Consider the following 22,840-nt stretch of genomic DNA (forward strand, 5'->3'; position numbering starts at 1 on the left):
CATGCTGCGATTGCCATCGATGGATGTCGATCGCGGTTGATTCGTTGTTGCATCGAACGTTGCCACCCAGGAGCTTGCCGTGCTGTTAACCGAACTCGAACAGGCCGCCGCAGCGGCCGGGCGCGTCGCGCCGTCTCACGACTACCTGAAAAAGACCCTGACCGCGCGCGTCTACGACGTGGCGCGCGAGACCGAACTCGAACGCGCGCCGAACCTGTCGGCGCGGCTGCGCAATCCGGTTTATCTGAAGCGCGAGGACAACCAGCCGGTGTTCTCGTTCAAGCTGCGCGGCGCGTACAACAAGATGGCGCATATTCCGGCCGAAGCGCTCAGTCGCGGCGTGATCACCGCGTCGGCGGGCAATCATGCGCAGGGCGTCGCGTTGTCGGCCGCACGCATGGGCGTGAAGGCGATCATCGTCGTGCCGGTGACAACCCCGCAGGTCAAGGTCGACGCGATCCGCACGCATGGCGGGCCGACCGTCGAGGTCGTGCAGTTCGGCGAATCGTATAGCGATGCCTACGGTCACGCGGTCAAGTTGCAGGAGGAGCGCGGCCTGACCTTCGTGCATCCGTTCGATGATCCGTACGTGATCGCCGGCCAGGGCACCGTCGCGATGGAAATCCTGAGCCAGCACCAGGGGCCGATTCACGCGATCTTCGTGCCGATCGGCGGCGGCGGTCTCGCGGCCGGTGTCGCCGCATACGTGAAGTCGGTGCGCCCGGAGATCAAGGTGATCGGCGTGCAGACCGATGATTCGTGCGCGATGGCCGCGTCGCTGAAGGCGGGCGAGCGCGTGACGCTGAACGAAGTGGGCCTGTTCTCCGACGGCACCGCGGTGAAGCTCGTCGGCGAGGAAACCTTCCGCCTGTGCAGCGAATATCTCGACGAAGTGCTGCTCGTGAACACCGATGCGCTGTGCGCGGCGATCAAGGACGTGTTCCAGGACACGCGCAGCGTGCTCGAACCGGCGGGCTCGCTCGCGGTGGCGGGCGCGAAGCAGTACGCCGAACGGGAAGGCATCGAGAACCAGACGCTGATCGCGATCACGTCGGGCGCGAACATGAACTTCGACCGCATGCGCTTCGTCGCCGAACGCGCCGAAGTGGGCGAAGCCCGCGAGGCGGTTTTCGCGGTGACGATCCCCGAAGAGCGCGGCAGCTTCAGGCGCTTCTGCGAACTGGTCGGCACGCGCAGCGTCACCGAATTCAACTACCGGATCGCCGACGCGAACTCGGCGCATATCTTCGTCGGCGTGCAGATCCGCAACCGCAGCGAACCGGCGCAGATCGCCGGCGCATTCGAAGCGCACGGCTTCGCGACCGTCGATCTGACCTTCGACGAACTGTCGAAGCAGCACATCCGCTACATGGTCGGCGGCCGCTCGCCGCTCGCGCGCGATGAACGTCTGTTCCGCTTCGAGTTTCCCGAGCGTCCGGGCGCGCTGATGAAATTCCTGTCGTCGATGGCGCCGAACTGGAACATCAGCCTGTTCCACTATCGCAACCAGGGTGCGGACTACAGTTCGATTCTGATCGGCATTCAGGTGCCCGAAAGCGACCACGCGGCGTTCGAGCGCTTCATCGAAACGCTCGGCTATCCGTGCTGGGAAGAAACGAAAAATCCTGTCTACCGACTGTTTCTCGGCTAGTCGAAGCTTGTTTAGCGGATCGGGGTTTACCTGAGTGGGTGCCCCGCCGGCAGAACCAGCAGGGTGTCGTCCAAATCCCCGGAAAGCCACGCCACTCTTGCGTTTACGGCCGATACAGCGACACTGCACCGGCTCCTGCCTCACACCTTCTATCGCGCAGCGCGATACGGCCTATCCGCCATATCGCGTTGCGGGATAGGTGTCACGATCGTCACACTGACCGCAAATTTCATCACCGCATTCAGGAGACATCTATGCGCACCCAAGTTGGCATCATCGGTGCAGGGCCTGCCGGCCTGTTTCTTTCCCATCTGCTTTATCTGCGCGGTATCGACTCGGTCGTGCTAGAAACGCGCACCCGCGATCAGATCGAATCGACGATCCGCGCCGGCGTGCTCGAGCAGGGCACGATGGACCTGCTGACGCAAACCGGCGTCGGCGAACGCATGAAAGCCGAAGGCGCGCTGCATCACGGTTTCGAACTCGCGTTCGACGGCAAGCGCCGCCGCATCGATCTCACCGATCTCACCGGTCAGGCGATCACGGTTTATGCCCAGCACGAAGTGATCAAGGATCTCGTCGCGGCGCGTGTCGCCGCGGGCGCCGAACTGCGTTTCGGCGTGTCGGATACGTCGGTGCACGGCATCGATACCGATAAGCCGTCGATCCGCTATCGCCACGAAGGCGCGGAGCACGAACTGCAATGCGACTTCGTGATCGGCTGCGACGGCTCGCAAGGCGTGTCGCGCCAGGCTATTCCGCAGGCGCTGCGCAAGGATTTCGAGCGCGTCTATCCGTTTGGCTGGTTCGGCATTCTGTGCGAAGGGCCGCCGTCGTCGGACGAACTGATCTACGCACGCCACGAGCGCGGCTTCGCGCTGATCAGCACGCGCTCGCCGAACGTGCAGCGCATGTATTTCCAGTGCGATCCGAAGGACTCGGTCGACAATTGGTCCGACGATCGCATCTGGGCGGAACTGCATGCGCGCGCCGATTCGGACGAAGGCCATAAGCTCATCGACGGCAAGATCTTCCAGAAGAATATCGTCGGTATGCGCAGCTTCGTGTCGACGACGATGCAGTACGGCCGCCTGTTCCTCGCTGGCGACGCCGCGCATATTGTGCCGCCGACCGGCGCGAAGGGCCTGAACCTCGCGGTCGCCGACGTGAACGTGCTCAGCAAGGCGCTCGACGCGTTCTACAAGGAAAACCGCACCGATCTGCTCGACCGTTATAGCGAAACCGCGCTCAAGCGCATCTGGCGCGCCGAGCACTTCTCGTACTGGATGACCAGCATGCTGCACCGTATCGAAGGCGCTTCGGCGTTCGAGCAGCAGTTGCAGGTTGCCGAGCTCGAGTACGTGACGACGTCGCGCACGGCCGCGACGGTACTGGCGGAGAACTACGTAGGCGCCGCGGGCGCGCAGATGCAGGCGAATCTGTAAATGCCACTGCAAGCACCGCGCGATGATCTGGATCGCTAATTGATCGACAGATCCCGATGCGCGGCCGCCTGAAACTCCTTGGGCGTGACACCGGTCTGCTTGCGGAAATAGCGGCTGAAATAGGCCGCGTCTTCGAAACCGAGCGCATGCGCGATCTGTTTGATACTCGAACCCGAGTAAACCAGGTCGCGTTGCGCCTCGCGTATCAACTGGTCGTTGACGAGCGACAGCGGCGAATGGCCAAGCTCCTCACGACAGATGCGGCCCAGTTGCGCCGCGGTCACCCCCAACTTTCCGGCATAAAAATCGATTGGCAGATGCTCGCGCACGTGCGCGGCGATCAGTTCGCGCAGCCGTTTGATCTGCGCGGCGCGCCGGTCATTGACGGTCGCACCCGCGCTTAACGCGGCATCGGTCAGACGCGCGACCTGCACAAAAAGTGCAATCATCAGCGACATGCCCGCGGCGATATGGCCGCGCGCGCTGCCCCGAAATTCCTGCTCCAGCAAACCGAACAACGGCATCAACGTGCGCTCGCCGATGGCGGCCCGCACGGGAATCAGCGCGGGCCGTTGCAGCACCGGCATGAGGCCCGGCGACACCGCTTTCGAAATCGTCTCCAACGCGCGCTGTGCGGCGGTAATCACGAGCCCGTCGATCTCCGGCGAAAACACGAAACCATGCACCGTTTGCGCCGGAAGCAGGATCAGGCATGGCGCTTTGATCGTGAGCTTTTCGCTCTCGATCAGCACGTAGCCCGAACCGCTGCGGATATAGAGAATCTGCAGCAACGCATCGTGCCGGTGCGCGGAGATATGCCAGTCGTTCGGCCGACTGCGCTCGACGATCCATTCGAAATTGAACGCGTCGTACCACGGCGGCCGCGCGGACTCTCCGTACAGATCGTAGTTAGGGATATTTCTCATGCAGTTTGGTCTCCTATGTTCGAATTGTCCTGCGATGCGCTGCCTTTGTCCAATTTCGTGCCGAAGCGCGTGGCTATACTTTTTTCCATCGAAGACGCGGCCGAATGCCGTCCGCGCGGCATGATCCAGAGAAGCGCACGCCGATGCAACGCCTCGCGCATCCCGAAGCAATCGCCAATGCGAACGGCTTTCTCATGTCGGACGCGGCCAGCCATATCACGGGCGCGGTCCCGAGCGTCGATGGCAGCTCGCACGCCTACGGCGCGGCAGGCGACCAGGCAATTCGAACAACAAGAAAATATCTCTTCATCTCAAGGAGACATAGCAATGACCAAGCAGAAAGGAGCACGCACATGAGCCGCTCCGAACGCAGTGTAGATGTGCAGGCCTTCATCGACGGACAGCGTTTCTCGCCGTTTCAGTGGACGATTCTGGTGCTGTGTTTTCTGGTCGTCGCGGCCGATGGTTTCGACACCGCCGCGGTCGGCTTTATCGCGCCGTCGCTCGTGCAGCAGTGGGGCATCGCGCGCAGCGCGCTCGGCCCGGTGATGAGCGCGGCGCTGGTCGGACTGGGCATCGGCGCGCTCGCGGCCGGCCCGTTCGCGGACCGCATCGGACGCAAGACGGTGCTGGTGCTGTCGGTGTTCTTCTTCGGGCTGTGGAGTCTCGCGGCGGCCCGCGCGACGTCGATCGAATCGTTGACCGCGCTGCGCTTTTTCACCGGCCTCGGTCTCGGCGCGGCAATGCCCAACGCGGTCACGCTGATGTCCGAGTACGCACCCGCGCGGATTCGCGCGGTCGCGGTCAATGCGATGTTCTGCGGTTTTTCGGGCGGGCTCGCGCTCGGTGGCTTCGCGTCCGCATGGCTGATTCCGAATCTCGGCTGGCCGAGCGTGCTGGTCGCGGGCGGCATCGGCCCGCTCGTGCTGAGCGTGCTGCTGATTCTGCTGCTGCCGGAATCGGCGCAATTCCTCGCGGTGCGCAAGCGGGCCGATCAACGGATCGCGCGAATCCTGCAACGCATCGCGCCTCACGACCGCTTCGACGGATGCCGCTTCTTCGCGGTCGACGTGCGCCGCAATAGCGCCGACTCGCGCTCGCAGTGGGCGCTCGCGATCATCCTGTCGGCGCGCTACCGTTTCGGCACGCTGATGCTGTGGCTCGCCTATTTCATGGGGCTGCTGATTTACTACCTGCTGACCAACTGGCTGCCGACGCTGTTCAAGGACACCGGCTTCTCCGGTGAAAAGGCCGCGTTGATGACGTCGCTATTTCCGCTCGGCGGCATCCTCGGCAATCTGTGCGTCGGCTGGGTGATGGATCGCTTCGCCGGCCATCGCGTGATCGCGTTCACATATGTGCTCGTCGGCGCGCTCGTGCTGCTGGTCGGGCGGGGCGTCGGCCATCAGGTCTGGCTCGGCACGCTGATCTTCCTGACCGGCACGGTCGCGACCAGCGCGGTGACGTCGATGTCGGCGCTCGCGGCGAGTTTCTACCCGACCCGGGCGCGCGCGACGGGCGTGGCGTGGATGCTGGGAATCGGCCGGGTCGGCGGCGTGGCGGGCGCGCTCGTCGGCGCGGCGTTGATGGGGCTCGGCTGGCAGTTCGGCGCGGTGTTTAGCCTGCTCGCGGTGCCGGCCGTGATCGCGGCGGGCGGGGTGGTGCTGATGATGCGGCGCGAGCCGCTCGATCACGCATCGGTCGATGACAACGTCAGCGCGATAGCGATCGAGTGAAGTCCGGCGTCGGGCGCCGCTACGCTCGAACAATGCGCGACCGCTCAGGTCGCGCGCAGCAACGCCATTTCGTTGTGCAGCAGCGCGAGCAATTCGTCGTCGGTCGGCCGCGTGCCCCAGTGGCGCGCGCCGGCCACCGACGCGATCGCTATCCACGAATGCGGTGGAAACCATTCGCGCACGAGCGTGCCGTCCTGGCGCAGGCACAGCTGGCCGGTCAGCTCGCTGTATTCGGCGCAGATGTGCGCACCGTCGACCTGCGCGCTTACTCGTCTCGGATCATTGCGTAGCACGTCGTCGCTCCTGTCAAAGGGGTGGCGCGAATGCAAGCGCGGCATGGTGGCGCGATTAACGTCACCTGGCTTCCATCAATGGTCATGCCCGTGACCGTGCCAGCCGTTGTCGTGCCAGTCGTTGTCGTGCCAGTCGCGATGCGGCCCGCGTGCATCGCGCCATTCGTCGTGGTGACGTTCCCACTCGCGACGCTCCCAATAGCGACGACCATCGTAGTAACGATCGCCGTACCAGCCCGGCGCGATCACGACCGCGGGCGGCGGCGGAGGCGCATACACGGGCGCGGGCTGCACATAGACCGGCGGGGGCGGCGGAGCCTCGACCACGGCGGGCGCGACCGCGATGCCCGGCACACCGATATTCACGCCGACATCGACGTGCGCGAAAGCGGCCGTCGATGCGCCGATCGCGAGACCCGCGATGACGCTCAACGATATCCAGCGGTTGCGTGAAAGACTCATGATTGTTCTCTGTTGTGTGGATGTCTGCGATGGAGTGGCGAGCCGGACGCGCACCTACTGCGCGTGATGGCCCGATCAATAGCGTTCGTAGTAGTGGTCGTGATGCGGATGATCGCCGCCAGGGACGACGATGCAGCCGCTCAACGCGCCGCCGAGCGTGGCGGCAAGAATGACCAATGCGAGAATTTTTTTCATGATGTTGCTCCCTGAAATCTGTGATGCGAGTGCCTGTCGTGCGAAGCGTTTCATCTAAACCGCTTTCGTTTGAACCGAACTCTACTGAGCGGCGCGATTACCGATGTGTTTGTGTGTAACAGGACGTGTCGATTGGAGGTCACATCGATACATTCATGCGAGTGCGATGAACGGAGAGGGAAAGCGCCGGGGGTGAGATGTCGAAATGCCGGGCGATAGTCAGGCGTGCGGGCAAACCCTTGAAGAGGCTATGAAAAAAACCGCATTCAATCGCAGGCGATGCATGGATGCGGAGCGAAGGTTCGGCGCATCGATTGCTGAAAAAAGAAGCGAATGGAATTTCGCCTTATCTATGCCGCGCAGATACATTCGGTTGCAGACTGGTCATCGGGCTCGCCATGCGTTCGGGCGAGCACGATGAAATGACGCCACACCTGTAGCGTCATCAGGCTGTCTTACTGCGCGGCCGCGGGCTCCTGGGTGGTCGCTTCGCGATAGCCGAGCCGCGCCGAAATCGCGAGACCGGCTTCTTTGAGCAGCGCGACGTAATGCTGCTTCGTGTCGGCGCCGCAGCGCATCGTCGGAAACGAAATCGACAGACCGGCGATCACGCGGCCGAAGCGGTCGAACACCGGCACCGCGATACATTGCAGGCCTTCTTCCTGCTCCTCGTTGTCCTCGCCGTAGCCCTGCTCGCGTACGTGCGGCAGGATGCTCAGCACCGCTTCGGCGCAGGTCAAGGTTTTTTGCGTCGACTTGCGGAATTCGATGTGCGAGAGCACGTCACGCGCATCGGCCGGGTCCATCCATGCGAGCAGCACCTTGCCGATCGCCGTGCTATGCAGCGGATTGCGCCGGCCGATTCGCGACTGCATGCGCAGCCCGTAGTCGGCATCGATCTTGTGGATGTAGATGATCGCGTCCTCGTCGAATGCGCCGAGGTGTACCGCTTCGCGCGTCATCTGGCCGATGCGGCGCATGTCGACGTCGGCCTCGCGCACCAGATCGACGCTTTCGAGCGCTTTCGCGCCGAGCTCGAACAGGCGGATCGTCAGCCGATAGCGCTCGGTTTCGACTTCCTGAGTCACATAGCCGAGCGCCTTCAGTGTTTGAATCACGCGATGCACGGTCGTCTTCGACATGCCGAGCCGTTGCGACAGCTCGCTGATGCCGATCTGCCCGGTGTCGCCGATCGCGCCGAGAATCGCGAACACGCGCCCGATCGACGAAGCCGATTCGCCTCGCTCACCGCTGTCCGCATCCAGCGCCTTATCGAGCGCTTTGTCGCGCGCAGTGTTTCTCGCTGTGTTTCTCGCCGTGTTCCTGTCTGTTCCCGTTGCCGCCATGTCGATCATTCCCTGTCTGTGCCAAGCCGCGCCGCTGTCGCATCGAGCCGATGCTCGCCTGGCGCGAGAGCATAGCGCGTCGCGCGCGCTGGTGGCGAGCTTGTGTCGAACCTAGCGCGCGAGCCAGCCGCCATCCACCGCCAGTGTATGCCCATGCACGTAGTCCGACGCCGACGAGGCGAGAAAGACCACCGGCCCCGCGAGATCGTCGGGTACGCCCCAGCGGCCGGCCGGAATGCGCCCGAGAATTTCTTCGTTGCGCTGCGCGTCGTCGCGCAACGCGGCCGTGTTCGCGGTCGCCATATAGCCGGGCGCGATCGCGTTCACGTTGATGCCCCGCGCGGCCCATTCGTTGGCGAGCAGTCGGGTGAGACCGAGCACGCCGCTTTTCGACGCGGTGTACGACGCGACGCGAATACCGCCCTGGAACGACAGCATCGACGCGACGTTGATGATCTTGCCGCCGCCTTGCTGCCGCACGAACTGACGCGCTGCCGCCTGCGACAGAAAGAACAGGCTCTTCAGGTTCACGTCCATCACCGCGTCCCAGTCGTCTTCGCCGAACTCGAGCGCATCTTCGCGGCGGATGATGCCCGCGTTGTTGACCAGCACGTCGAGGCGGCCAAATGCTTCGACCGCGGCCCGCACGATGTCGTCGACCGATGAGATCGACGCGAGATCGGCGCGCACGTCGGCGAAGCGACGTCCGAGCGTCTCGACGCGCGCGGCGGTCGTGCCCGCGTCCGCGCGGCTGACGCCGACGATGTCGCAGCCGGCCGCGGCGAGCGCGACCGCCATGCCGGCGCCGAGGCCGGTGTTGCTGCCGGTCACGATGGCGACCTTGCCGCTCAGATCGAAAGTATTCATTGTGGTCGGGCTCATGTTCGCTCAGCGCAGCTCGCGAACCGCGAGATGGTCCATGTCGCCGAACACCTGGTTCTCACCGACCATGCCCCAGATGAACGTGTACGCGCGCGTGCCGACACCCGAATGAATCGACCAGCCCGGCGAGATCACCGCCTGCTCGTTGCGCACGACGATATGCCGTGTTTCGTGCGGCTCGGCCTGTCTCACATCCATTGATCGTTCTCCTGTCGGTATGCGGGGCGCGGTGTCGCCTTGTGCCGAGACTGTAACGCAGAATCGCAATTTCGGAACATCGGTCCGAAAATTTTTCGGCGAGCGATCGCGGCTGGAATGGCTTACTGAGACCGACCGGGTAAACGATAGTCACGTTTAAGAAATAAGACGGAACGACGTTCCTTTCATGATGCTATATTGCGCCGAACAGGGAGAGCCGGCGCAGACCGGGACACCGACACGGGTCATTGATCCGATAACGGGACGTCACCGTCCATGGAGGAGGCATGAAGATCAAGAAGGCCATCGACCGCATTCCAGGCGGCCTGATGCTGGTGCCGCTACTGCTCGGCGCCTGTGTGCATACGTTCGCGCCCGGCGCGGGCAAATATTTCGGCTCGTTCACCAACGGCCTGATTACCGGCACCGTGCCGATTCTGGCGGTATGGTTCTTCTGCATGGGCGCAACGATCGACCTGCGCGCGACCGGCACCGTGCTGCGCAAGTCGGGCACGCTGCTCGCCACCAAGATGCTGGTCGCATGGATCGTCACGCTCATCGCGGCGCGCTTCATTCCGATCGACGGCATCAAGACCGGGCTTTTCGCGGGGCTGTCGTTGCTCGCAATCACGACCTCGATGGACATGACCAATGGCGGTCTTTATGCGGCCGTGATGCAACAGTACGGCACGAAGGAAGAGGCGGGCGCGTTCGTGCTGATGTCGGTCGAATCGGGGCCCCTGATCAGCATGATCATTCTTGGAGCCACGGGTGTGGCGTTCTTCGAGCCGCGGCTGTTCGTCGGTGCGGTGCTGCCGTTTCTGATCGGCTTTGCACTGGGCAACTTCGATAGCGAGCTGCGCGAGCTGTTCGGCCGCTGCGTGCATCCGCTGATTCCGTTTTTCGGCTTTGCGCTCGGCAACGGCATCGATCTGAACGTGATCGTCACGAGCGGTTTGCCGGGCATCGTGCTGGGGCTCGGCGTGATCGTCGTGACCGGGGTGCCGCTGATTCTGGCTGATCGCTGGATCGCGGGCGGCAATGGCGCGGCGGGGCTCGCGGCGTCGTCGACGGCGGGGGCTGCGGTCGCGAATCCGGCGATCATCGCCGACATGATTCCGAGCTTCAAACCGCTGGTGCCGGCCGCCACCGCGATGGTCGCCACCGCTTGCCTCGTGACCGCGATTCTGGTGCCGATCCTCACGGCGCTGTGGGTGCGCCGGCATCATCCGCGCGGCACGCTGCGCGAGGAGTTCGCCACGGTGACGCAGGCGGCGCCGCTCAATGAGTAGCGCGATGCACCTGTTTGAATGAGTCAGTAGCAGGGCAGGAAGCTGGCGCGCCGCTCAGCGCGCCAGCTTCGTTTCGAGCATCGCTTTCACCGCGGGCCATTCGTCGTCGATGATGCTGAAGCGCACCGAGTTGCGCTTGCGCCCATCGGGCATGATCCGCTCGTGCCGCACGATGCCTTCCTGTTTCGCGCCGATGCGCAGAATCGCCGCGCGCGATCTGTCGTTGAGCTCGTCGGTCGTGAATTGCACGCGCACGCAGCGCATCACGTCGAATGCGTGGCACAGCAGCAGATACTTCGCCTCGGTGTTGACGACCGAGCGCTGCGCCGAGGCGGCGAGCCACGTATGGCCGATTTCGAGCTTACGGTTCGCGCGATCGATCTTCCAGAACCGCGTGCTGCCGACGATGCGGCCGGCGCCGTCATTCCCGTCATCCTCGTCACGCCGCACGATCACGAACGGCATCACCCTGGCCGCAGCGCGGCCGGCGAGCGCCCTGGCAATATAGGCATCGATCGTCGCCGGGCCCGGCACGACGGTCAGCTTCATGTCCCACAGTTGCCCATCGGCGGCGGCGTCGACGAGCGCCTGCGCGTGGTCCTCGCGCAGCGGCCGCAACTCGACGAACGAGCCGCTCAGCGTGGGTTGCATCGATTCGGCGGAGATATCGTTCATGGCAATAAAAAAGGTCCGCGAGCGGAACACTCGTGGACCTGGCAGACCGGTTGATCCGTGCCTGGGAACGACGCGAGCGGCAAACCCGCGGCGCCGTCACCGAAGCGCGCGATCAAGGTGATTAAATCAGGTGATTAAACCGACATCACCGTGACAGCCTTGGTGACGAGGTAGGCTTCCATCGCCTCCGGGCCGCCTTCCGAGCCGTAGCCGGAATCCTTGACGCCGCCGAACGGCATTTCCGGCGTCGGCGTGGCGGGCTGGTTGATCCACAGCATGCCGACTTCCATGCGCTGCGACAGCAGATGCACATTGGCGAACGACTTCGTATACGCGTAACCGGCGAGGCCGTACGGCAGACGGTTCGCTTCGGCGATCGCTTCTTCGAGCTTGTCGAAGCCGCGGATCGCGGCGACCGGGCCGAACGGCTCGTTGTTGAACACGTCGGCTTCGAGCGGCACGTCGGTCAGCACGGTGGCCGCGAAGAAGTTGCCTTCGGTACCCACGCGCTCGCCGCCCGTCGCGACCTTCGCGCCGGTCTTGCGGGCGTCGTCGACGACCTTGGCCATCGCGCTCAGACGCCGCGCGTTGGCGAGCGGTCCGAGCGTCGTGCCCTCGGCGAGACCGTCGCCGAGCTTCAGGCTTTCAGCGTGCTTGACGAGCGCCGCGGCGAACTCTTCGCGGATGCTGTTGTGCACGAGGAAGCGCGTCGGCGAGATGCAGACCTGGCCCGCGTTGCGGAACTTCGCGGCGCCGGCTGCCTTGACCGCGAGCGCGACGTCGGCGTCTTCCGCGACGATCACCGGGGCATGGCCGCCGAGTTCCATCGTCGCGCGCTTCATGTGCGAACCGGCCAGCGCCGCGAGCTGCTTGCCGACCGGCGTCGAGCCGGTGAACGTAACCTTGCGGATCACCGGATGCGGGATCAGGTAGCTCGAGATTTCGGCCGGATCGCCGAACACGAGGCCGACCGTGCCAGCCGGCACGCCGGCTTCGACGAACGCCTGCAGCAGGGCCGCCGGCGACGCGGGGGTTTCTTCCGGCGCCTTCACGAGGAACGAGCAGCCGCAGGCGAGCGACGCCGACAGTTTGCGCACGACCTGGTTGACCGGGAAGTTCCACGGCGTGAACGCGGCGACCGGTCCGATCGGCTCCTTCAGCACTTGTGACTGCGCGGCGAGGTTGCGCGACGGCACGATGCGGCCATACACGCGGCGGCCTTCGTCCGCGAACCATTCGATGATGTCCGCGGCCGCCAGCACTTCGACGCGCGCCTCGGCGAACGGCTTGCCCTGTTCCTGCGTCATCAGGCGGCCGATGTCGGCGGCGCGCTCGCGCACGAGAGCCGCAGCCTTGCGCATGATGGTGGCGCGCTCGTTGGCCGGCACCTTGCGCCAGGCTTCGAAGCCGCGCTGCGCGGCTTCGAGCGCGCGGTCCAGATCGGGGATGCCGGCATGCGCGACCTTGCCGATGGCCTGGCCGGTCGCGGGGTTGATCACGTCGAGGGTCTTGCCGCTGGCGGCGTCACACCATTCGCCGTTGATCAGAAGACGGGTATCGGTATAGCTCGAGATGGCCATGCTGGGTTCCTGTGAGAGGGAAAACAACAGGCCGCGTGGTTGTGCGGCACGAGGCGCACACCTACGCGGCCATGAATGAATTGCCGATATCAATTATCTTATCTGATTGCGGGCGATCGCACCGGACGCGGACCGCGGGCGCCCGCTCGTGGCATGCGGTTTGCTGAGCCTTGGCACCGGAGCGACTCTGCGTGTCACGCCGAGGTGCCGCGTCAGCGCCGCACGAAACGCCTGCAAGACGCAGCGCTTCATCCATTCAACCGCTACTACAGCGCATCACGAGGACATCGCCATGCCAACCGGAACAGTGAAATGGTTCAACGACGCGAAGGGCTTCGGCTTCATTACCCCCGATGACGGCGGCGAAGATCTGTTCGCGCATTTTTCGGAGATTCGATCCGAAGGTTTCAAGTCGTTGCAGGAAAACCAGAAAGTCAGCTTCGAAATCAAGCAGGGGCCGAAAGGCAAGCAGGCGGCCGATATCAAGCCCGTGTGACGTCGGCATGGCGGTTCATCCGCATGCGAGGTAACAATGGATAAGGACGCCGCCTACGCGGAGATCGAGCGCAATGGCGGCGCCGCTTATGCGAAGACCTTCGCCGCGCGCTATCCCGACGAACCGCTTACACCGTTCTGTCATCGCTATCTGTTCGAACAGGCGCAGCGCGCCGAAGCGGAGCACGACGCGGGCGCGGCCACGCACGACGACGAGCGCGGTTTCGCGCTGAGGTCGCTCGCCCGCATGGAGGCGTCGTCGCATATCGCGCAGGCGGCGGCCGCCGCGTCGCGCGACGCGGCGGCCGCCGCGCACACTTCGGCGCGCGCGGCGCGGCGCTCGGCCTTCTGGACCATGATCGCCGCGCTCGCGGCGGCGACGGGCGTAGTGGTAAACGCGGCCCTCAATCTCGGCTGGCTCGAATGGGCAAGGCATCTTGCACAATAAGCGGCGCGTCGGCCCGCGCGTTCGCGCCCGTGAACGTGATGCGCATCGGAGGCGCCAGTGGGGCTAGCCCGCAAACCACGCGACAACCTATGCATGTACCACACCGATACGACATCGATGCGACACGGCTACACGAGCGCGTCGATCGCACAAATCGACCCATCGGAGCATGCCGCGGACGGTCTGAACGCAGTATTATTCTTCAGGTTTCCTTCAGCTTTGCTCCGTACTATTTGCGCCACTGCCCGTGGCCTTTCAGGACCGCGGCCGCCGCTACGTGCGGGTCGAGCACAGGCTTTCACGACCTGCATTCGGGCAATGGAACAGATAGATTCCTGACTGAAAACTGAAAGCGCCTATAAAGGGTTGCTGGAGCATCCATGAAAACTCTGTTCTTGCAGGCGCCGTCGTACGACGGCTTCGATGGTGGCGCGGGTTCGCGCTATCAGGCCAAGCGTGAAGTTCGCTCGTTCTGGTATCCGACGTGGCTCGCACAACCCGCCGCACTCGTTCCCGACAGCCGCGTGCTCGACGCAACGGCAGACGGCCTGTCCGTCGAAGCCGCGCTCGACATCGCTTCGCAATACGAGCTGGTGGTGATTCACACCAGCACGCCATCCTTCCCGACCGACGCACTGTTCGCCCAGGACCTCAAGAAGCGCAAGCCGTCGCTGCTGATCGGCATGGTCGGCGCGAAGGTCGCGGTCGATCCGCATAATTCGCTGATCGCGACCGAGGCCATCGACTTCGTTTGCCGCGAGGAATTCGACTACACCTGCAAGGAAATCGCCGAGGGCAAGCCGTTCTCGCAGATCCTGGGCCTGAGCTATCGCGCCCCCGACGGCTCGATCGAACACAACGAAGCGCGCCCGATCCTCGAGAACATGGACGAGCTGCCGTTCGTCGCGCCGATCTACAAGCGTGATCTGACCATCAAGAACTACTTCAACGGCTACCTGAAGCATCCGTACGTGTCGCTGTACACCGGCCGCGGCTGCCGCTCGAAGTGCACGTTCTGTCTGTGGCCGCAAACGGTCGGCGGCCATCGCTATCGGGTGCGTTCAGTCGAGAACGTGCTCGAGGAAGTGAAGTGGATTCGCGACAACATGCCCGAAGTCAAGGAGATCATGTTCGACGACGACACGTTCACCGACTTCAAGCCGCGCGCCGAAGAGATTGCGCGCGGCATGGGCAAGCTGGGTGTCACGTGGTCGTGCAACGCGAAGGCCAACGTGCCTTACTCGACGCTGAAGATCATGAAGGAAAACGGCCTGCGCCTGCTGCTGGTCGGCTACGAGTCCGGCGACGACCAGATCCTGCTGAACGTCAAGAAGGGCCTGCGCACGGACATCGCGCGGCGCTTCGCGCAGGACTGCCGCACGCTCGGCATCAAGGTGCACGGCACCTTCATTATCGGCTTGCCCGGCGAGACCCAGGAAACGATCCAGAAGACCATCGAGTACGCGAAAGAGATCAATCCGCTGACCATCCAGGTGTCGCTCGCCGCGCCGTATCCGGGCACCCGGCTCTATCACCAGGCGGTCGAGAGCGGCTGGCTCGCGGAGAACAAGGTGATCAATCTCGTCAGCAAGCAGGGCGTGCAACTGGCGGCGATCGGCTATCCACATCTGTCGCGCGACGAGATGTACCACCAGCTCGAGAACTTTTATAAACGCTTTTATTTCCGGCCGTCGAAGATCTGGGAGATCCTGCGCGAAATGCTGACGAGCTGGGACATGATGAAACGGCGCCTGCGCGAAGGCGTCGAATTTTTCCGCTTCCTGCGCGCGCACGAGGCGTGAGCGCCGTACACATCGCCGCCGTCACGCTCGCGTACGCGTGCGCGGCGGCGACTGTTGTCGGCATCGGCTACACCGTGCTCGCAAGCGCGCTCATCGGGCGCTTCTTCGCGAGGGCGGTGGCCGTTCCCTCCAGCTTTCCACCCATTACGGTGATCAAACCGTTGCACGGCAACGAGTGGGCGCTGCTCGATAATCTGTCGAGCTTTTGCGCCCAGGACTATCCGGGGCCCGTGCAATTCCTGTTCGGCGTGCACGACTCGGCCGACCCCGCGCTGCAAACCGTCGACGAACTGCGGCGCCTGCATCCGCGGGCGGACATCGTCGTGGTCGCCGATGCGCGCCTGTACGGCCCGAACCGCAAGATCAGCAACATCCTCAACATGCTGCCGCAGGCGCGCCACGACGTGCTCGTGTTCGCCGACAGCGACGTGTGCGTCGGCCCCGACTATCTGCGCAACGTGATCGGCGAATTGCAGAAGCCGGGCGTCGGGCTCGTCACCTGCGCGTATCGCGGCCAGCCCGATCCGGGATTCTGGCCGCGGCTGTCGGCGATCGCCACCAACTACCAGTTCCTGCCGGGCGTCGTCACCGGACTGGCGCTCGGGCTCGCGCGCCCGTGCTTCGGTCAGACCATCGCGATGCGGCGCGACACCTACGAGCGGATCGGCGGCTTCAAGCCGTTCGTGCGGCATCTGGCCGAAGACTACGAAATCGGCGCGGCGGTGCGCGCGGCGGGCGAGCAGGTCACGATTCCGCCGTTCGCGATCGCGCATGCCTGTGTCGAAGCGAGCGCCGCGCAACTGGTGACGCACGAACTGCGCTGGAGCCGCACGATCCGCCGCATCGATCCGCTCGGACACCTCGGCACCGCGCTCGTGCATCCATTGCCGTTCGCGCTGCTCGCGCTCGCGTGCTCGGGCGGCGCGCCGTGGGCGTGGCTGCTCGCGGCTGTGACGGTGCTCGCGCGTGTCGCGTTGAAGTGGCGCGCGGATCGGGCGTTGCGTCAGCGCTGCCGCGATCTGTGGCTACTGCCGTTATGGGATATCGTATCGTTTGCGATTTTCGTCGCGAGCTTCCGCTCGTCGCGGGTGATCTGGCGGGGCTTCAGCTTCAAGGTCGACGGCGACGGGCTGCTGTCGGCGGCACAGGACGAATGACGAACGAACGGCAGATTGGGCGGGCAATGAGCGAAGAAGGATCGAGCGGGCGACACAGCACCGCACTCGAGACGCACGGCAGCGGCCCGGCGGCACGGGCGGCACAGGCGGCGCACTCGGCAACCCATACCGCGGCACGCGGCGTGCGGCGCATCAGGTCTATCCAGGTCGCTTGCGAGGTGCCCGCATGATGAAGCATCTGGGCCGCGCGGCCGCGCTCGCGGGTTTGCTGATCTCTTTGTGGCTGGTCTGGCGCGAAGATCCGCGCGCGGTGCTCAGCGCGCTGCGCGCGGCCGGCGCGGGCCTCGTGCTGGCCGCGTTGGCGCACGTGCTGCCAATGGTCGCCAACGCCTGCGACTGGCGCTCGCTGATTCGCGGCGCGAATCGCCCGAGCTTCGGCAGCATGATGCATCTGGTATGGGTGCGCGAATCGGTCAACTCCATGCTGCCGGTCGCGCGGATCGGCGGCGAACTCGTTGCGTTTCGCATGTTCAAGCGCTGGGGCGTCCGGCCATCGACAGCGGTCGCCAGCACCATCGTCGATATGCAACTGACCTTGATCAGTCAGCTGATGTTCACGATGGTCGGCATCGGCTTTCTGTTCGCCAACGCGCAATCGGGCGCGCTGCGGCTCGCCGGGCAGCTCGCGTGGGGCGTGGTCGCGTTGACGCCGCTGCTATTGCTGTTCGGGCTCGTGCAGCATGCGAATCCGTTCGAGCGCATCACGCGGGTGGCAAACAATATGACGAGCGGCAAGCTGACCGCGCTGGTCGGCCAGTCCGCGCAGATCGATCAATCGATCAAGGTGATCTGGCGACGCCGCGCGGTCGTGCTGCGCTATCTGTTTTTCTGGCAGCCGCTGCAATGCGTGCTGACCTCGCTGGAAATCTGGCTCGCGCTGTATTTCCTCGGCGCGCGCGTGACGCTCGTCGAGGCGATCGTGATCGAATCGCTGATCCAGGCGGTCAGCAGCGCCGCGTTCTTCGTGCCGGGCGGTCTCGGCGTGCAGGAGGGCGCCTTCGTACTGATTGGCGGCGCACTCGGGCTCGATCCCGCCACCTGTCTTGCGCTCGCGGCCGCGCGGCGCATTCGCGACCTGCTGATGTTCGTGCCGGGCCTGATCGCGTGGCAATTGTTCGAGGCGTCCGGCAGCGCGCGGCCGCATGCCGCGCCGCGCCGCGTCGGCGCCGGGCTGGCCAAACAGCGTTCGCGCGTCGCCGACGTGAACCGCGGCGGCGAGCGGCGCTGAGCGATCGGCGCGCGGTTTCCCGGTTCCCGCTTCCCGCTCGCGTCTTCGACGCGCAGCCGCGCGCCGTCAGCGCGGCGCGCGATAGGCCGGAAACGACACCCGCACCGCCAGCCCCTGGCCCCCGATTCCCGCGCCTAGCTGCAGACTCGCGCCGAAATGCTCGGCGATCCGCGCAACGATCGACAACCCCAGCCCGCTGCCGGTCGCCTGATTGCCGGTCGCGCGGAAAAAGCGGTTCGTGAGGCGCGCGAGATCCTCTGGCTCGACGCCGGGACCGTCGTCGCGCACGCTCAGCTGCACGTGCTCGTCGGCATGGCGCACCGCGACTTCGATATTGCCCCCCGTACGTCCATACTTGATCGCGTTGTCGAGCAGATTGTCGAGCAGGATGCCGATCAGCACCGGCTCCGCATCGATCTCGGCGAGCATGTCGCCGACCAGCATCACGTTGATGTGCTTTTGCTGCGCATTACGCCGGTTCGCAAGCAGCGTATCTCTCGCGATCGCGGCCGGCTTCACCGGCTCGGTGGGCAGCTTCTCCTGCACGTCGAGCCGCGCGAGCAGCAGCAACTGCTCGGCGAGCCGGGCGCTGCGATCGACGCCTTGCACGACGCGCTCCATCGCGAGCCGCTGCAGCCCGATGTCGGGCTCCGCGAGCGCGACCTGCGCCTGCACCTTGATCGCGGCGAGCGGCGTCTTCAGTTCGTGCGCGGCATCGGCGGTGAAGGCGCGCTCGAGTTCGAGCGCATGCTGCAGACGCGCGAGCATCTGGTTGATCGCATCGACGAGCGGGCGCACCTCGAGCGGCGTGCGGCCGATGCCGACCGGTTCCATGCGGTTGATGTCGCGAGAACTGAGCGCGGCCGATAGCACCTTCAGCGGCGCGAGGCTCCAGCCGATGCTGAACCACACGAGCACCGCGAGCACCGGCAGCGCGATCAGCGTGGGCCGTGCGATGCGGCTCGCGATTTCGCTCACCAGGTCGCTGCGGGTATTGGCCGGCTCGAACACGCGCACGCTGTGGCCGAGCACGGTCTCGCGCAACGTGAACGAGTGATAGAGCTCGCCGACCAGCATCACGTCTTGCGAGCCGCTCGCGGGCGGCAACGGCAAATCCCACGCGGCCAGCGCGTGCAGTTGCGGGCTGCCTGCCAGCACGACGCCGTCGGCCGAGCGCACCTGGAAAAGCGCATCGCGCGGCAGGGTGTCGTCGTCATCGTAGTTGTTCGCGCCGGCTTCGCCGTTTCGCTCTTCTTCGCGCACGTCGATGCGCGCATTCGCGAGCGTCATCAGATTGGCCGAATCGAGCAGCGCGAGCATCTGCGCGAGTTCGGCGAGGCGGGCTTGCTCCCATAGGCCGACTTCGCGCGTCGCCTGCCGGTAGCTCGACGCGAGCGCGCCGCCCCAGACGAGCGCGATGCTCGCCAGCACCAGCAGCACGAGGCGCCGCCGGATCGACGGACCGATCATTCTTTCTCCATCACATAGCCGATGTTGCGCACAGTCTTGATCAGATTTGCGCCGAGCTTCTTGCGCAGGTTCGACACATGCACCTCGATCGCATTGCTTTCGATTTCTTCCTGCCAGCCGTACAGGCTTTCTTCGAGCCGCGAGCGCGACTGCGGAATGCCGAGATTGGTCAGCAGTTGCAGCAGAATCGCCCATTCGCGCGATGTAAGCGGCACGCGCGCCTCGTCGATCTGCACTGTTTGCGCGGCCGGATTCACTGTCAGATTCTGGTAACGAATCAGATCGATACTGCGACCTTGTGCGCGGCGCAACAGCGCGCGGCACCGCGCGACCAGCTCGGTGAGATCGAACGGCTTGCCGAGATAGTCGTCGGCGCCCGCTTCGAGACCGCCGACGCGATCGACGACCGTGCCTTTCGCGGTCAACACCAGCACCGGCACGTCATTGCCGGCGTCGCGCATGCGTTTGAGCAGCTCCGTGCCGCTCACGCGTGGCAGGCCGAGGTCGAGTACCACCAATGCATATTGAGTCGTGTCGAGCGCGAGGCTGGCCTTGTGGCCGTCGCGTGCCCAGTCGACCGTGAAGCCGGCCTGGCGAAGGCCCGCTTCGACACCGCAGCCGATGAGCTCGTCGTCTTCTACGAGGAGTAAGCGCATGAGGCAAATGTTCCAATGTGGGGATTTATTGCATAACGTCCTGCATTTTTATGCAAGCGGCATTGATGCGTCTATACGAACAATCCGCCGGTGTTTCGAAGTGTAACCACGCCGTTCGTTAGCCGCTTTATGCCAGGCGGATGCTTAAGGTTTCCTTCAGCTTGAATCGATACCATCGACGCGCTATAAAATGGTCGTCGCAGATCGTGATGCATGTGCGAGACCAGGTTGTCGTCAGGCCATCGCAACCTGATCGTAAGGACTTCGATGGAGTGACGCGCGAGGCATTCTTTATGCTGGTCGATAGCGTCAATGGATGGTATCGACGAGTCCCGCCCAATGCCAGCATCCGGTCAGGCTGCAAGGCCCCGCACGAGGCACGTTATGAAGCGAGTCACCATCGACATGCTACGAGCCCATTTGCTAGTCGCGTCTCTGACCGCCGCAGGCACCGAAGCGCTGCTGTGCATCGCGCTGCCTGTACTGCCGGTCTCTGACGCTTTTTTCGCTTCAGCATCGTTCAGGCTGTTCGCGCTCGCGCTGATCATCGGCGGCGTGGTGATTGCGCGCGAATTCTCCCAGGTCGCCTTCGAGCTCGCGGTGCGGCGCGACTACGCGATTCGCGCTGCTTGCGGCGCATGGCCCGCCGTGATCTCAGCGAACTGTCCACGCCGGTGGCTCGTCGTGCTTCACCTCCGGCTAACGGGGCAACCGTTCGTGCTGGCCGAGCACTGACGGATACGGACGACACACGATGGCGGCCCACGCGTTGATTGCATGTCAATGGCTTCTGTTGGCCGGCTGCGTTAGCGCTTCGATCTACGCGGTAGCCGCCGCGCTCGCCATGCCGTTTTTCACCGCGCGGCATAAATCGAGCCATCATGGCGGCAGGGCGGTCAATGGCGCATACGGCGGTTCGCTAGAGGGTTCGTCCGATGGACCAGGCGGGCCGTTCGCGCAGGTCGGTGTCAGCGTGCTGAAGCCGCTGTGCGGCGCCGAGCCGCGTCTCTACGAGAATCTCCGGACCTTCTGCGAGCAGCGGCATCAGCATTTTCAGCTGGTGCTGGGCGTGTCGTCGCCGCACGATCCCGCCATCGCGGTGGTGCGCCGCTTGCAGGCCGCCTATCCTAAATGCGACATCGAGCTCGCGATCGACACGCGCGTACACGGCAGCAATCTGAAAGTCAGCAACCTGATCAACATGGCCGCACGCGCTCGCCACGACGTGATCGTGATCGCCGACAGCGACATCGCGGTCGACTCCGACTATCTCGACAGCGTCGCCGCGCCGCTCGCGGACCCGAGCGTCGGCGTGGTCACGTGCCTGTACGTCGCGCGCGGCGTCGGCGGCTTCTGGCCGCGCGTCGGTGCGCTGTTCATCAACGAGTGGTTCGCGCCGTCGGTGCGGGTCGCCCATGCGATGGGCTCGCGCCGCTTCGGTTTCGGCGCGACCCTCGCGTTGCGGCGCGCGACGCTGGAGCGCATCGGCGGCTTCGAGGCGCTGAAAAACTGCCTCGCCGACGACTACTGGCTCGCCGAGCACGTGCGCGCTCTCGGTCTGCAAACGGTGCTGTCGCGGGTGATGGTCGCCACCGACGTGATCGAGCCGACCTTCGCGGCGCTGTGGCAGCGCGAAACGCGCTGGCTGCGTACGATCCGCTCGGTCAATCCGCCGGGTTTCGTGTCGCTGCTGATCACATTCCCCACACCGTGGCTGTTGACGAGCGCAGGGCTGACCGTGTCGCTCGCAACCTGTGCTCACGCGCCGTTCGCGGCGGTGGTCGCGAGCGCGTCGGCGACCGCGCTCTGCGTTGGTGCGCGCCTGCTGCTGCATTTGCGTGCGGCGCGCCGTGCGCGCACGTTCTGGCGCGATCTGCCGCTGGTGCCCTTGCGCGATACGCTGCTCGCGCTCCAGTGGCTCGTCAGCGCGTTCGGTTCGCACGTCGTGTGGCGCGGCGAGCGCATGCAGCTCGGCACGCCGTCCGCCGAGCGCAGCGGCCGGCTGGACAGCCTCACGTGATAGCGCGCGGCAAACCGGTCCAGCCGCGCGGACTGATCATCACCGCCGACGATTTCGGCCTGCATCAGCGCGTCAATTTCGCGGTCGAGCGCGCGCACCGCAACGGTGTGCTGCGCGCGGCGAGTCTGATGGTCGGCGCGCCGGCCGCCGAAGACGCGGTTGCGCGCGCGCATACGCTGCCGGAACTGCGCGTGGGCCTGCATCTGGTGCTGGCCGACGGTGCCGCGCTGGCGCCGCGCGAGCAGGTCGCCGCGCTGCTCGACGAGAACGGCCGCTTCGGCAGCAACATGGTGCGCGACGGCGTGCGCTTCTTCTTTCTGCCGCACGTGCGCCGGCAACTCGCCTACGAAATCCGCGCGCAATTCGAAGCCTTCGCCGCGACCGGCCTCAGGCTCGACCACGTGAACACGCACAAGCATTTTCATCTGCATCCGACCGTGCTCGGCCTGATCCTCGACATCGGCCGCGACTACGGCATGAAGGCGATGCGTCTGCCGTTCGAAGCGAACGCGCCGCTGTGGCTGAGGCCGTGGGTCGCGCACGTGAAGACGCGGCTCGAGCGCGCGGGGATCGCGCACAACGACTACGTGGTCGGCATTGCGGCGAGCGGGCGCATGGACGAGGCGAGCTGGCTCGCCGCGCTCGCGAATCTGCCGTATGGCGTCGGCGAAATCTATTGTCATCCGGCGCTAGCCGGCGACGCGCTGAGCGAGGGCATGCACGACTACCGGCATGCCGACGAGTTGCAGGCGCTGTTGTCGCCAAAGGTGGCCGCCGCGATCCGCGCGCTCGGCGCGCGAGTCGGCGGGTTCGCGGATGTGCTTGCGTAGCGTCCTGCTTCGCGAGACGCGGAAAACCTGGG

General features: G+C 64.9%; 21 protein-coding genes and 2 pseudogenes. 13 read left to right on the forward strand and 10 right to left on the reverse strand.

Annotation, left to right across the window (positions count from 1 at the left end; all coding sequences use genetic code 11):
* Positions 1-79 precede the first annotated feature (79 nt).
* Positions 80-1,651 (forward strand): threonine ammonia-lyase, biosynthetic, encoded by a 1,572-nt coding sequence (gene ilvA / locus AB3X96_RS04430; protein ID WP_368588736.1) that lies wholly within the window; start codon positions 80-82, stop codon positions 1,649-1,651.
* Positions 1,652-1,905: 254 nt separating this feature from the next.
* Positions 1,906-3,096 carry a 4-hydroxybenzoate 3-monooxygenase gene (locus AB3X96_RS04435; protein WP_368588737.1) on the forward strand — a complete coding sequence of 397 codons (1,191 nt, stop codon included), beginning with the start codon at positions 1,906-1,908 and terminating at the stop codon, positions 3,094-3,096.
* 35 nt (positions 3,097-3,131) lie between these two features.
* Here the strand turns inward: AB3X96_RS04435 and AB3X96_RS04440 are convergent, their stop codons facing one another.
* Entirely contained in the window at positions 3,132-4,022 is an 891-nt protein-coding gene (locus AB3X96_RS04440) for a helix-turn-helix domain-containing protein (protein ID WP_368588738.1), read from the reverse strand.
* Between the two features lie 104 nt (positions 4,023-4,126).
* Here AB3X96_RS04440 and AB3X96_RS04445 point away from each other — a divergent pair.
* A pseudogene (locus tag AB3X96_RS04445) lies at positions 4,127-4,255 on the forward strand (SDR family oxidoreductase); the annotation flags it as partial.
* Positions 4,256-4,375: 120 nt separating this feature from the next.
* Positions 4,376-5,758 (forward strand): MFS transporter, encoded by a 1,383-nt coding sequence (locus tag AB3X96_RS04450; RefSeq protein WP_368589062.1) that lies wholly within the window; start codon positions 4,376-4,378, stop codon positions 5,756-5,758.
* A 44-nt stretch (positions 5,759-5,802) separates the two neighbouring features.
* Here the strand turns inward: AB3X96_RS04450 and AB3X96_RS04455 are convergent, their stop codons facing one another.
* The 5 genes and pseudogenes from AB3X96_RS04455 to AB3X96_RS04475 all read right to left on the reverse strand — a co-directional run.
* Positions 5,803-6,051 (reverse strand): hypothetical protein, encoded by a 249-nt coding sequence (locus AB3X96_RS04455; protein ID WP_026228520.1) that lies wholly within the window; start codon positions 6,049-6,051, stop codon positions 5,803-5,805.
* Between the two features lie 75 nt (positions 6,052-6,126).
* Positions 6,127-6,513: a hypothetical protein gene (locus tag AB3X96_RS04460; protein ID WP_176369194.1), complete on the reverse strand. Its 387-nt coding sequence runs from the start codon at positions 6,511-6,513 to the stop codon at positions 6,127-6,129.
* A 650-nt stretch (positions 6,514-7,163) separates the two neighbouring features.
* A complete protein-coding gene (kdgR, locus tag AB3X96_RS04465; RefSeq protein WP_368588739.1) occupies positions 7,164-8,063 on the reverse strand; it encodes a DNA-binding transcriptional regulator KdgR in 900 nt (299 codons plus the stop codon).
* A 102-nt stretch (positions 8,064-8,165) separates the two neighbouring features.
* Positions 8,166-8,936 (reverse strand): 2-dehydro-3-deoxy-D-gluconate 5-dehydrogenase KduD, encoded by a 771-nt coding sequence (kduD, locus tag AB3X96_RS04470; protein WP_368588740.1) that lies wholly within the window; start codon positions 8,934-8,936, stop codon positions 8,166-8,168.
* A gap of 6 nt (positions 8,937-8,942) precedes the next feature.
* Positions 8,943-9,116: pseudogene (locus AB3X96_RS04475) on the reverse strand (5-deoxy-glucuronate isomerase); the annotation flags it as partial.
* Between the two features lie 305 nt (positions 9,117-9,421).
* Here AB3X96_RS04475 and kdgT point away from each other — a divergent pair.
* Positions 9,422-10,426 (forward strand): 2-keto-3-deoxygluconate transporter, encoded by a 1,005-nt coding sequence (gene kdgT, locus AB3X96_RS04480; protein ID WP_176384834.1) that lies wholly within the window; start codon positions 9,422-9,424, stop codon positions 10,424-10,426.
* 54 nt (positions 10,427-10,480) lie between these two features.
* Here kdgT and AB3X96_RS04485 read toward each other — a convergent pair whose 3' ends face one another.
* Together AB3X96_RS04485 and AB3X96_RS04490 are read right to left on the reverse strand one after the other, a co-directional pair.
* Positions 10,481-11,101 carry a GNAT family N-acetyltransferase gene (locus tag AB3X96_RS04485; RefSeq protein ID WP_368588741.1) on the reverse strand — a complete coding sequence of 207 codons (621 nt, stop codon included), beginning with the start codon at positions 11,099-11,101 and terminating at the stop codon, positions 10,481-10,483.
* 134 nt (positions 11,102-11,235) lie between these two features.
* Positions 11,236-12,681, reverse strand: coding sequence for an NAD-dependent succinate-semialdehyde dehydrogenase (locus tag AB3X96_RS04490; RefSeq protein WP_176108401.1), 1,446 nt, complete (start codon positions 12,679-12,681; stop codon positions 11,236-11,238).
* 292 nt (positions 12,682-12,973) lie between these two features.
* On the opposite strand from AB3X96_RS04490, the gene AB3X96_RS04495 reads away from it, so the two are divergent.
* The 5 genes from AB3X96_RS04495 to AB3X96_RS04515 all read left to right on the forward strand — a co-directional run bounded on the left by AB3X96_RS04495 (position 12,974) and on the right by AB3X96_RS04515 (position 17,832).
* On the forward strand, positions 12,974-13,177 hold the full coding sequence (locus tag AB3X96_RS04495; protein WP_007181784.1) for a cold-shock protein: 204 nt from the start codon (positions 12,974-12,976) through the stop codon (positions 13,175-13,177).
* A 36-nt stretch (positions 13,178-13,213) separates the two neighbouring features.
* Positions 13,214-13,624 (forward strand): hypothetical protein, encoded by a 411-nt coding sequence (locus tag AB3X96_RS04500; protein WP_368588742.1) that lies wholly within the window; start codon positions 13,214-13,216, stop codon positions 13,622-13,624.
* A gap of 380 nt (positions 13,625-14,004) precedes the next feature.
* Positions 14,005-15,426, forward strand: coding sequence for a hopanoid biosynthesis associated radical SAM protein HpnJ (hpnJ, locus tag AB3X96_RS04505; RefSeq protein ID WP_368588743.1), 1,422 nt, complete (start codon positions 14,005-14,007; stop codon positions 15,424-15,426).
* Entirely contained in the window at positions 15,423-16,583 is a 1,161-nt protein-coding gene (hpnI, locus tag AB3X96_RS04510) for a bacteriohopanetetrol glucosamine biosynthesis glycosyltransferase HpnI (protein WP_368588744.1), read from the forward strand. Before hpnJ ends, hpnI (AB3X96_RS04510) begins: the two co-directional genes overlap by 4 nt.
* 187 nt (positions 16,584-16,770) lie before the next feature.
* Positions 16,771-17,832 (forward strand): lysylphosphatidylglycerol synthase domain-containing protein, encoded by a 1,062-nt coding sequence (locus tag AB3X96_RS04515; protein ID WP_368588745.1) that lies wholly within the window; start codon positions 16,771-16,773, stop codon positions 17,830-17,832.
* A 66-nt stretch (positions 17,833-17,898) separates the two neighbouring features.
* On the opposite strand, the gene AB3X96_RS04520 is transcribed toward AB3X96_RS04515, so the two are convergent.
* Positions 17,899-19,302: an ATP-binding protein gene (locus AB3X96_RS04520; RefSeq protein WP_368588746.1), complete on the reverse strand. Its 1,404-nt coding sequence runs from the start codon at positions 19,300-19,302 to the stop codon at positions 17,899-17,901.
* Positions 19,299-19,958, reverse strand: a complete 660-nt coding sequence (locus tag AB3X96_RS04525) for a response regulator (RefSeq protein ID WP_013089566.1) — start codon at positions 19,956-19,958, stop codon at positions 19,299-19,301. Before AB3X96_RS04525 ends, AB3X96_RS04520 begins: the two co-directional genes overlap by 4 nt.
* Positions 19,959-20,342: 384 nt before the next feature.
* Here AB3X96_RS04525 and AB3X96_RS04530 point away from each other — a divergent pair, with 384 nt between their 5' ends.
* Genes AB3X96_RS04530 through hpnK form a run of 3 tightly spaced genes read left to right on the forward strand, consistent with a single transcriptional unit; the run spans position 20,343 to position 22,808 of the window.
* Complete coding sequence (locus AB3X96_RS04530; RefSeq protein ID WP_368588747.1) at positions 20,343-20,693, forward strand: hypothetical protein; 351 nt, start codon at positions 20,343-20,345, stop codon at positions 20,691-20,693.
* Positions 20,694-20,712: 19 nt separating this feature from the next.
* The gene (hpnI, locus tag AB3X96_RS04535) at positions 20,713-21,978 is read left to right on the forward strand and encodes a bacteriohopanetetrol glucosamine biosynthesis glycosyltransferase HpnI (protein ID WP_368588748.1); all 1,266 of its coding nucleotides are present in this window, start codon (positions 20,713-20,715) and stop codon (positions 21,976-21,978) included.
* A complete protein-coding gene (gene hpnK, locus AB3X96_RS04540; RefSeq protein WP_368588749.1) occupies positions 21,975-22,808 on the forward strand; it encodes a hopanoid biosynthesis-associated protein HpnK in 834 nt (277 codons plus the stop codon). The genes hpnI (AB3X96_RS04535) and hpnK overlap by 4 nt, the downstream gene beginning before the upstream one ends.
* Positions 22,809-22,840 lie beyond the last annotated feature (32 nt).

The organism is Paraburkholderia sp. BR13439 (genome assembly GCF_040948805.1).
Taxonomy (GTDB): Bacteria; Pseudomonadota; Gammaproteobacteria; order Burkholderiales; family Burkholderiaceae; genus Paraburkholderia; species Paraburkholderia youngii.

What these genes read in the sequence shown, in the direction of transcription:
- AB3X96_RS04460 (WP_176369194.1), bottom strand. Translation starts at nt 6,513, where the DNA reads ATGAGTCTTTCACGCAACCGCTGGATATCGTTGAGCGTCATCGCGGGT.
- hpnJ (WP_368588743.1), top strand. Translation starts at nt 14,005, where the DNA reads ATGAAAACTCTGTTCTTGCAGGCGCCGTCGTACGACGGCTTCGATGGT.
- kduD (WP_368588740.1), bottom strand. Translation starts at nt 8,936, where the DNA reads ATGAGCCCGACCACAATGAATACTTTCGATCTGAGCGGCAAGGTCGCC.
- AB3X96_RS04530 (WP_368588747.1), top strand. Translation starts at nt 20,343, where the DNA reads ATGAAGCGAGTCACCATCGACATGCTACGAGCCCATTTGCTAGTCGCG.
- AB3X96_RS04435 (WP_368588737.1), top strand. Translation starts at nt 1,906, where the DNA reads ATGCGCACCCAAGTTGGCATCATCGGTGCAGGGCCTGCCGGCCTGTTT.
- hpnI (WP_368588748.1), top strand. Translation starts at nt 20,713, where the DNA reads ATGGCGGCCCACGCGTTGATTGCATGTCAATGGCTTCTGTTGGCCGGC.
- kdgR (WP_368588739.1), bottom strand. Translation starts at nt 8,063, where the DNA reads ATGATCGACATGGCGGCAACGGGAACAGACAGGAACACGGCGAGAAAC.
- AB3X96_RS04485 (WP_368588741.1), bottom strand. Translation starts at nt 11,101, where the DNA reads ATGAACGATATCTCCGCCGAATCGATGCAACCCACGCTGAGCGGCTCG.
- AB3X96_RS04525 (WP_013089566.1), bottom strand. Translation starts at nt 19,958, where the DNA reads ATGCGCTTACTCCTCGTAGAAGACGACGAGCTCATCGGCTGCGGTGTC.
- AB3X96_RS04500 (WP_368588742.1), top strand. Translation starts at nt 13,214, where the DNA reads ATGGATAAGGACGCCGCCTACGCGGAGATCGAGCGCAATGGCGGCGCC.
- AB3X96_RS04450 (WP_368589062.1), top strand. Translation starts at nt 4,376, where the DNA reads ATGAGCCGCTCCGAACGCAGTGTAGATGTGCAGGCCTTCATCGACGGA.
- AB3X96_RS04495 (WP_007181784.1), top strand. Translation starts at nt 12,974, where the DNA reads ATGCCAACCGGAACAGTGAAATGGTTCAACGACGCGAAGGGCTTCGGC.
- AB3X96_RS04515 (WP_368588745.1), top strand. Translation starts at nt 16,771, where the DNA reads ATGATGAAGCATCTGGGCCGCGCGGCCGCGCTCGCGGGTTTGCTGATC.
- AB3X96_RS04520 (WP_368588746.1), bottom strand. Translation starts at nt 19,302, where the DNA reads ATGATCGGTCCGTCGATCCGGCGGCGCCTCGTGCTGCTGGTGCTGGCG.
- kdgT (WP_176384834.1), top strand. Translation starts at nt 9,422, where the DNA reads ATGAAGATCAAGAAGGCCATCGACCGCATTCCAGGCGGCCTGATGCTG.
- AB3X96_RS04440 (WP_368588738.1), bottom strand. Translation starts at nt 4,022, where the DNA reads ATGAGAAATATCCCTAACTACGATCTGTACGGAGAGTCCGCGCGGCCG.
- AB3X96_RS04490 (WP_176108401.1), bottom strand. Translation starts at nt 12,681, where the DNA reads ATGGCCATCTCGAGCTATACCGATACCCGTCTTCTGATCAACGGCGAA.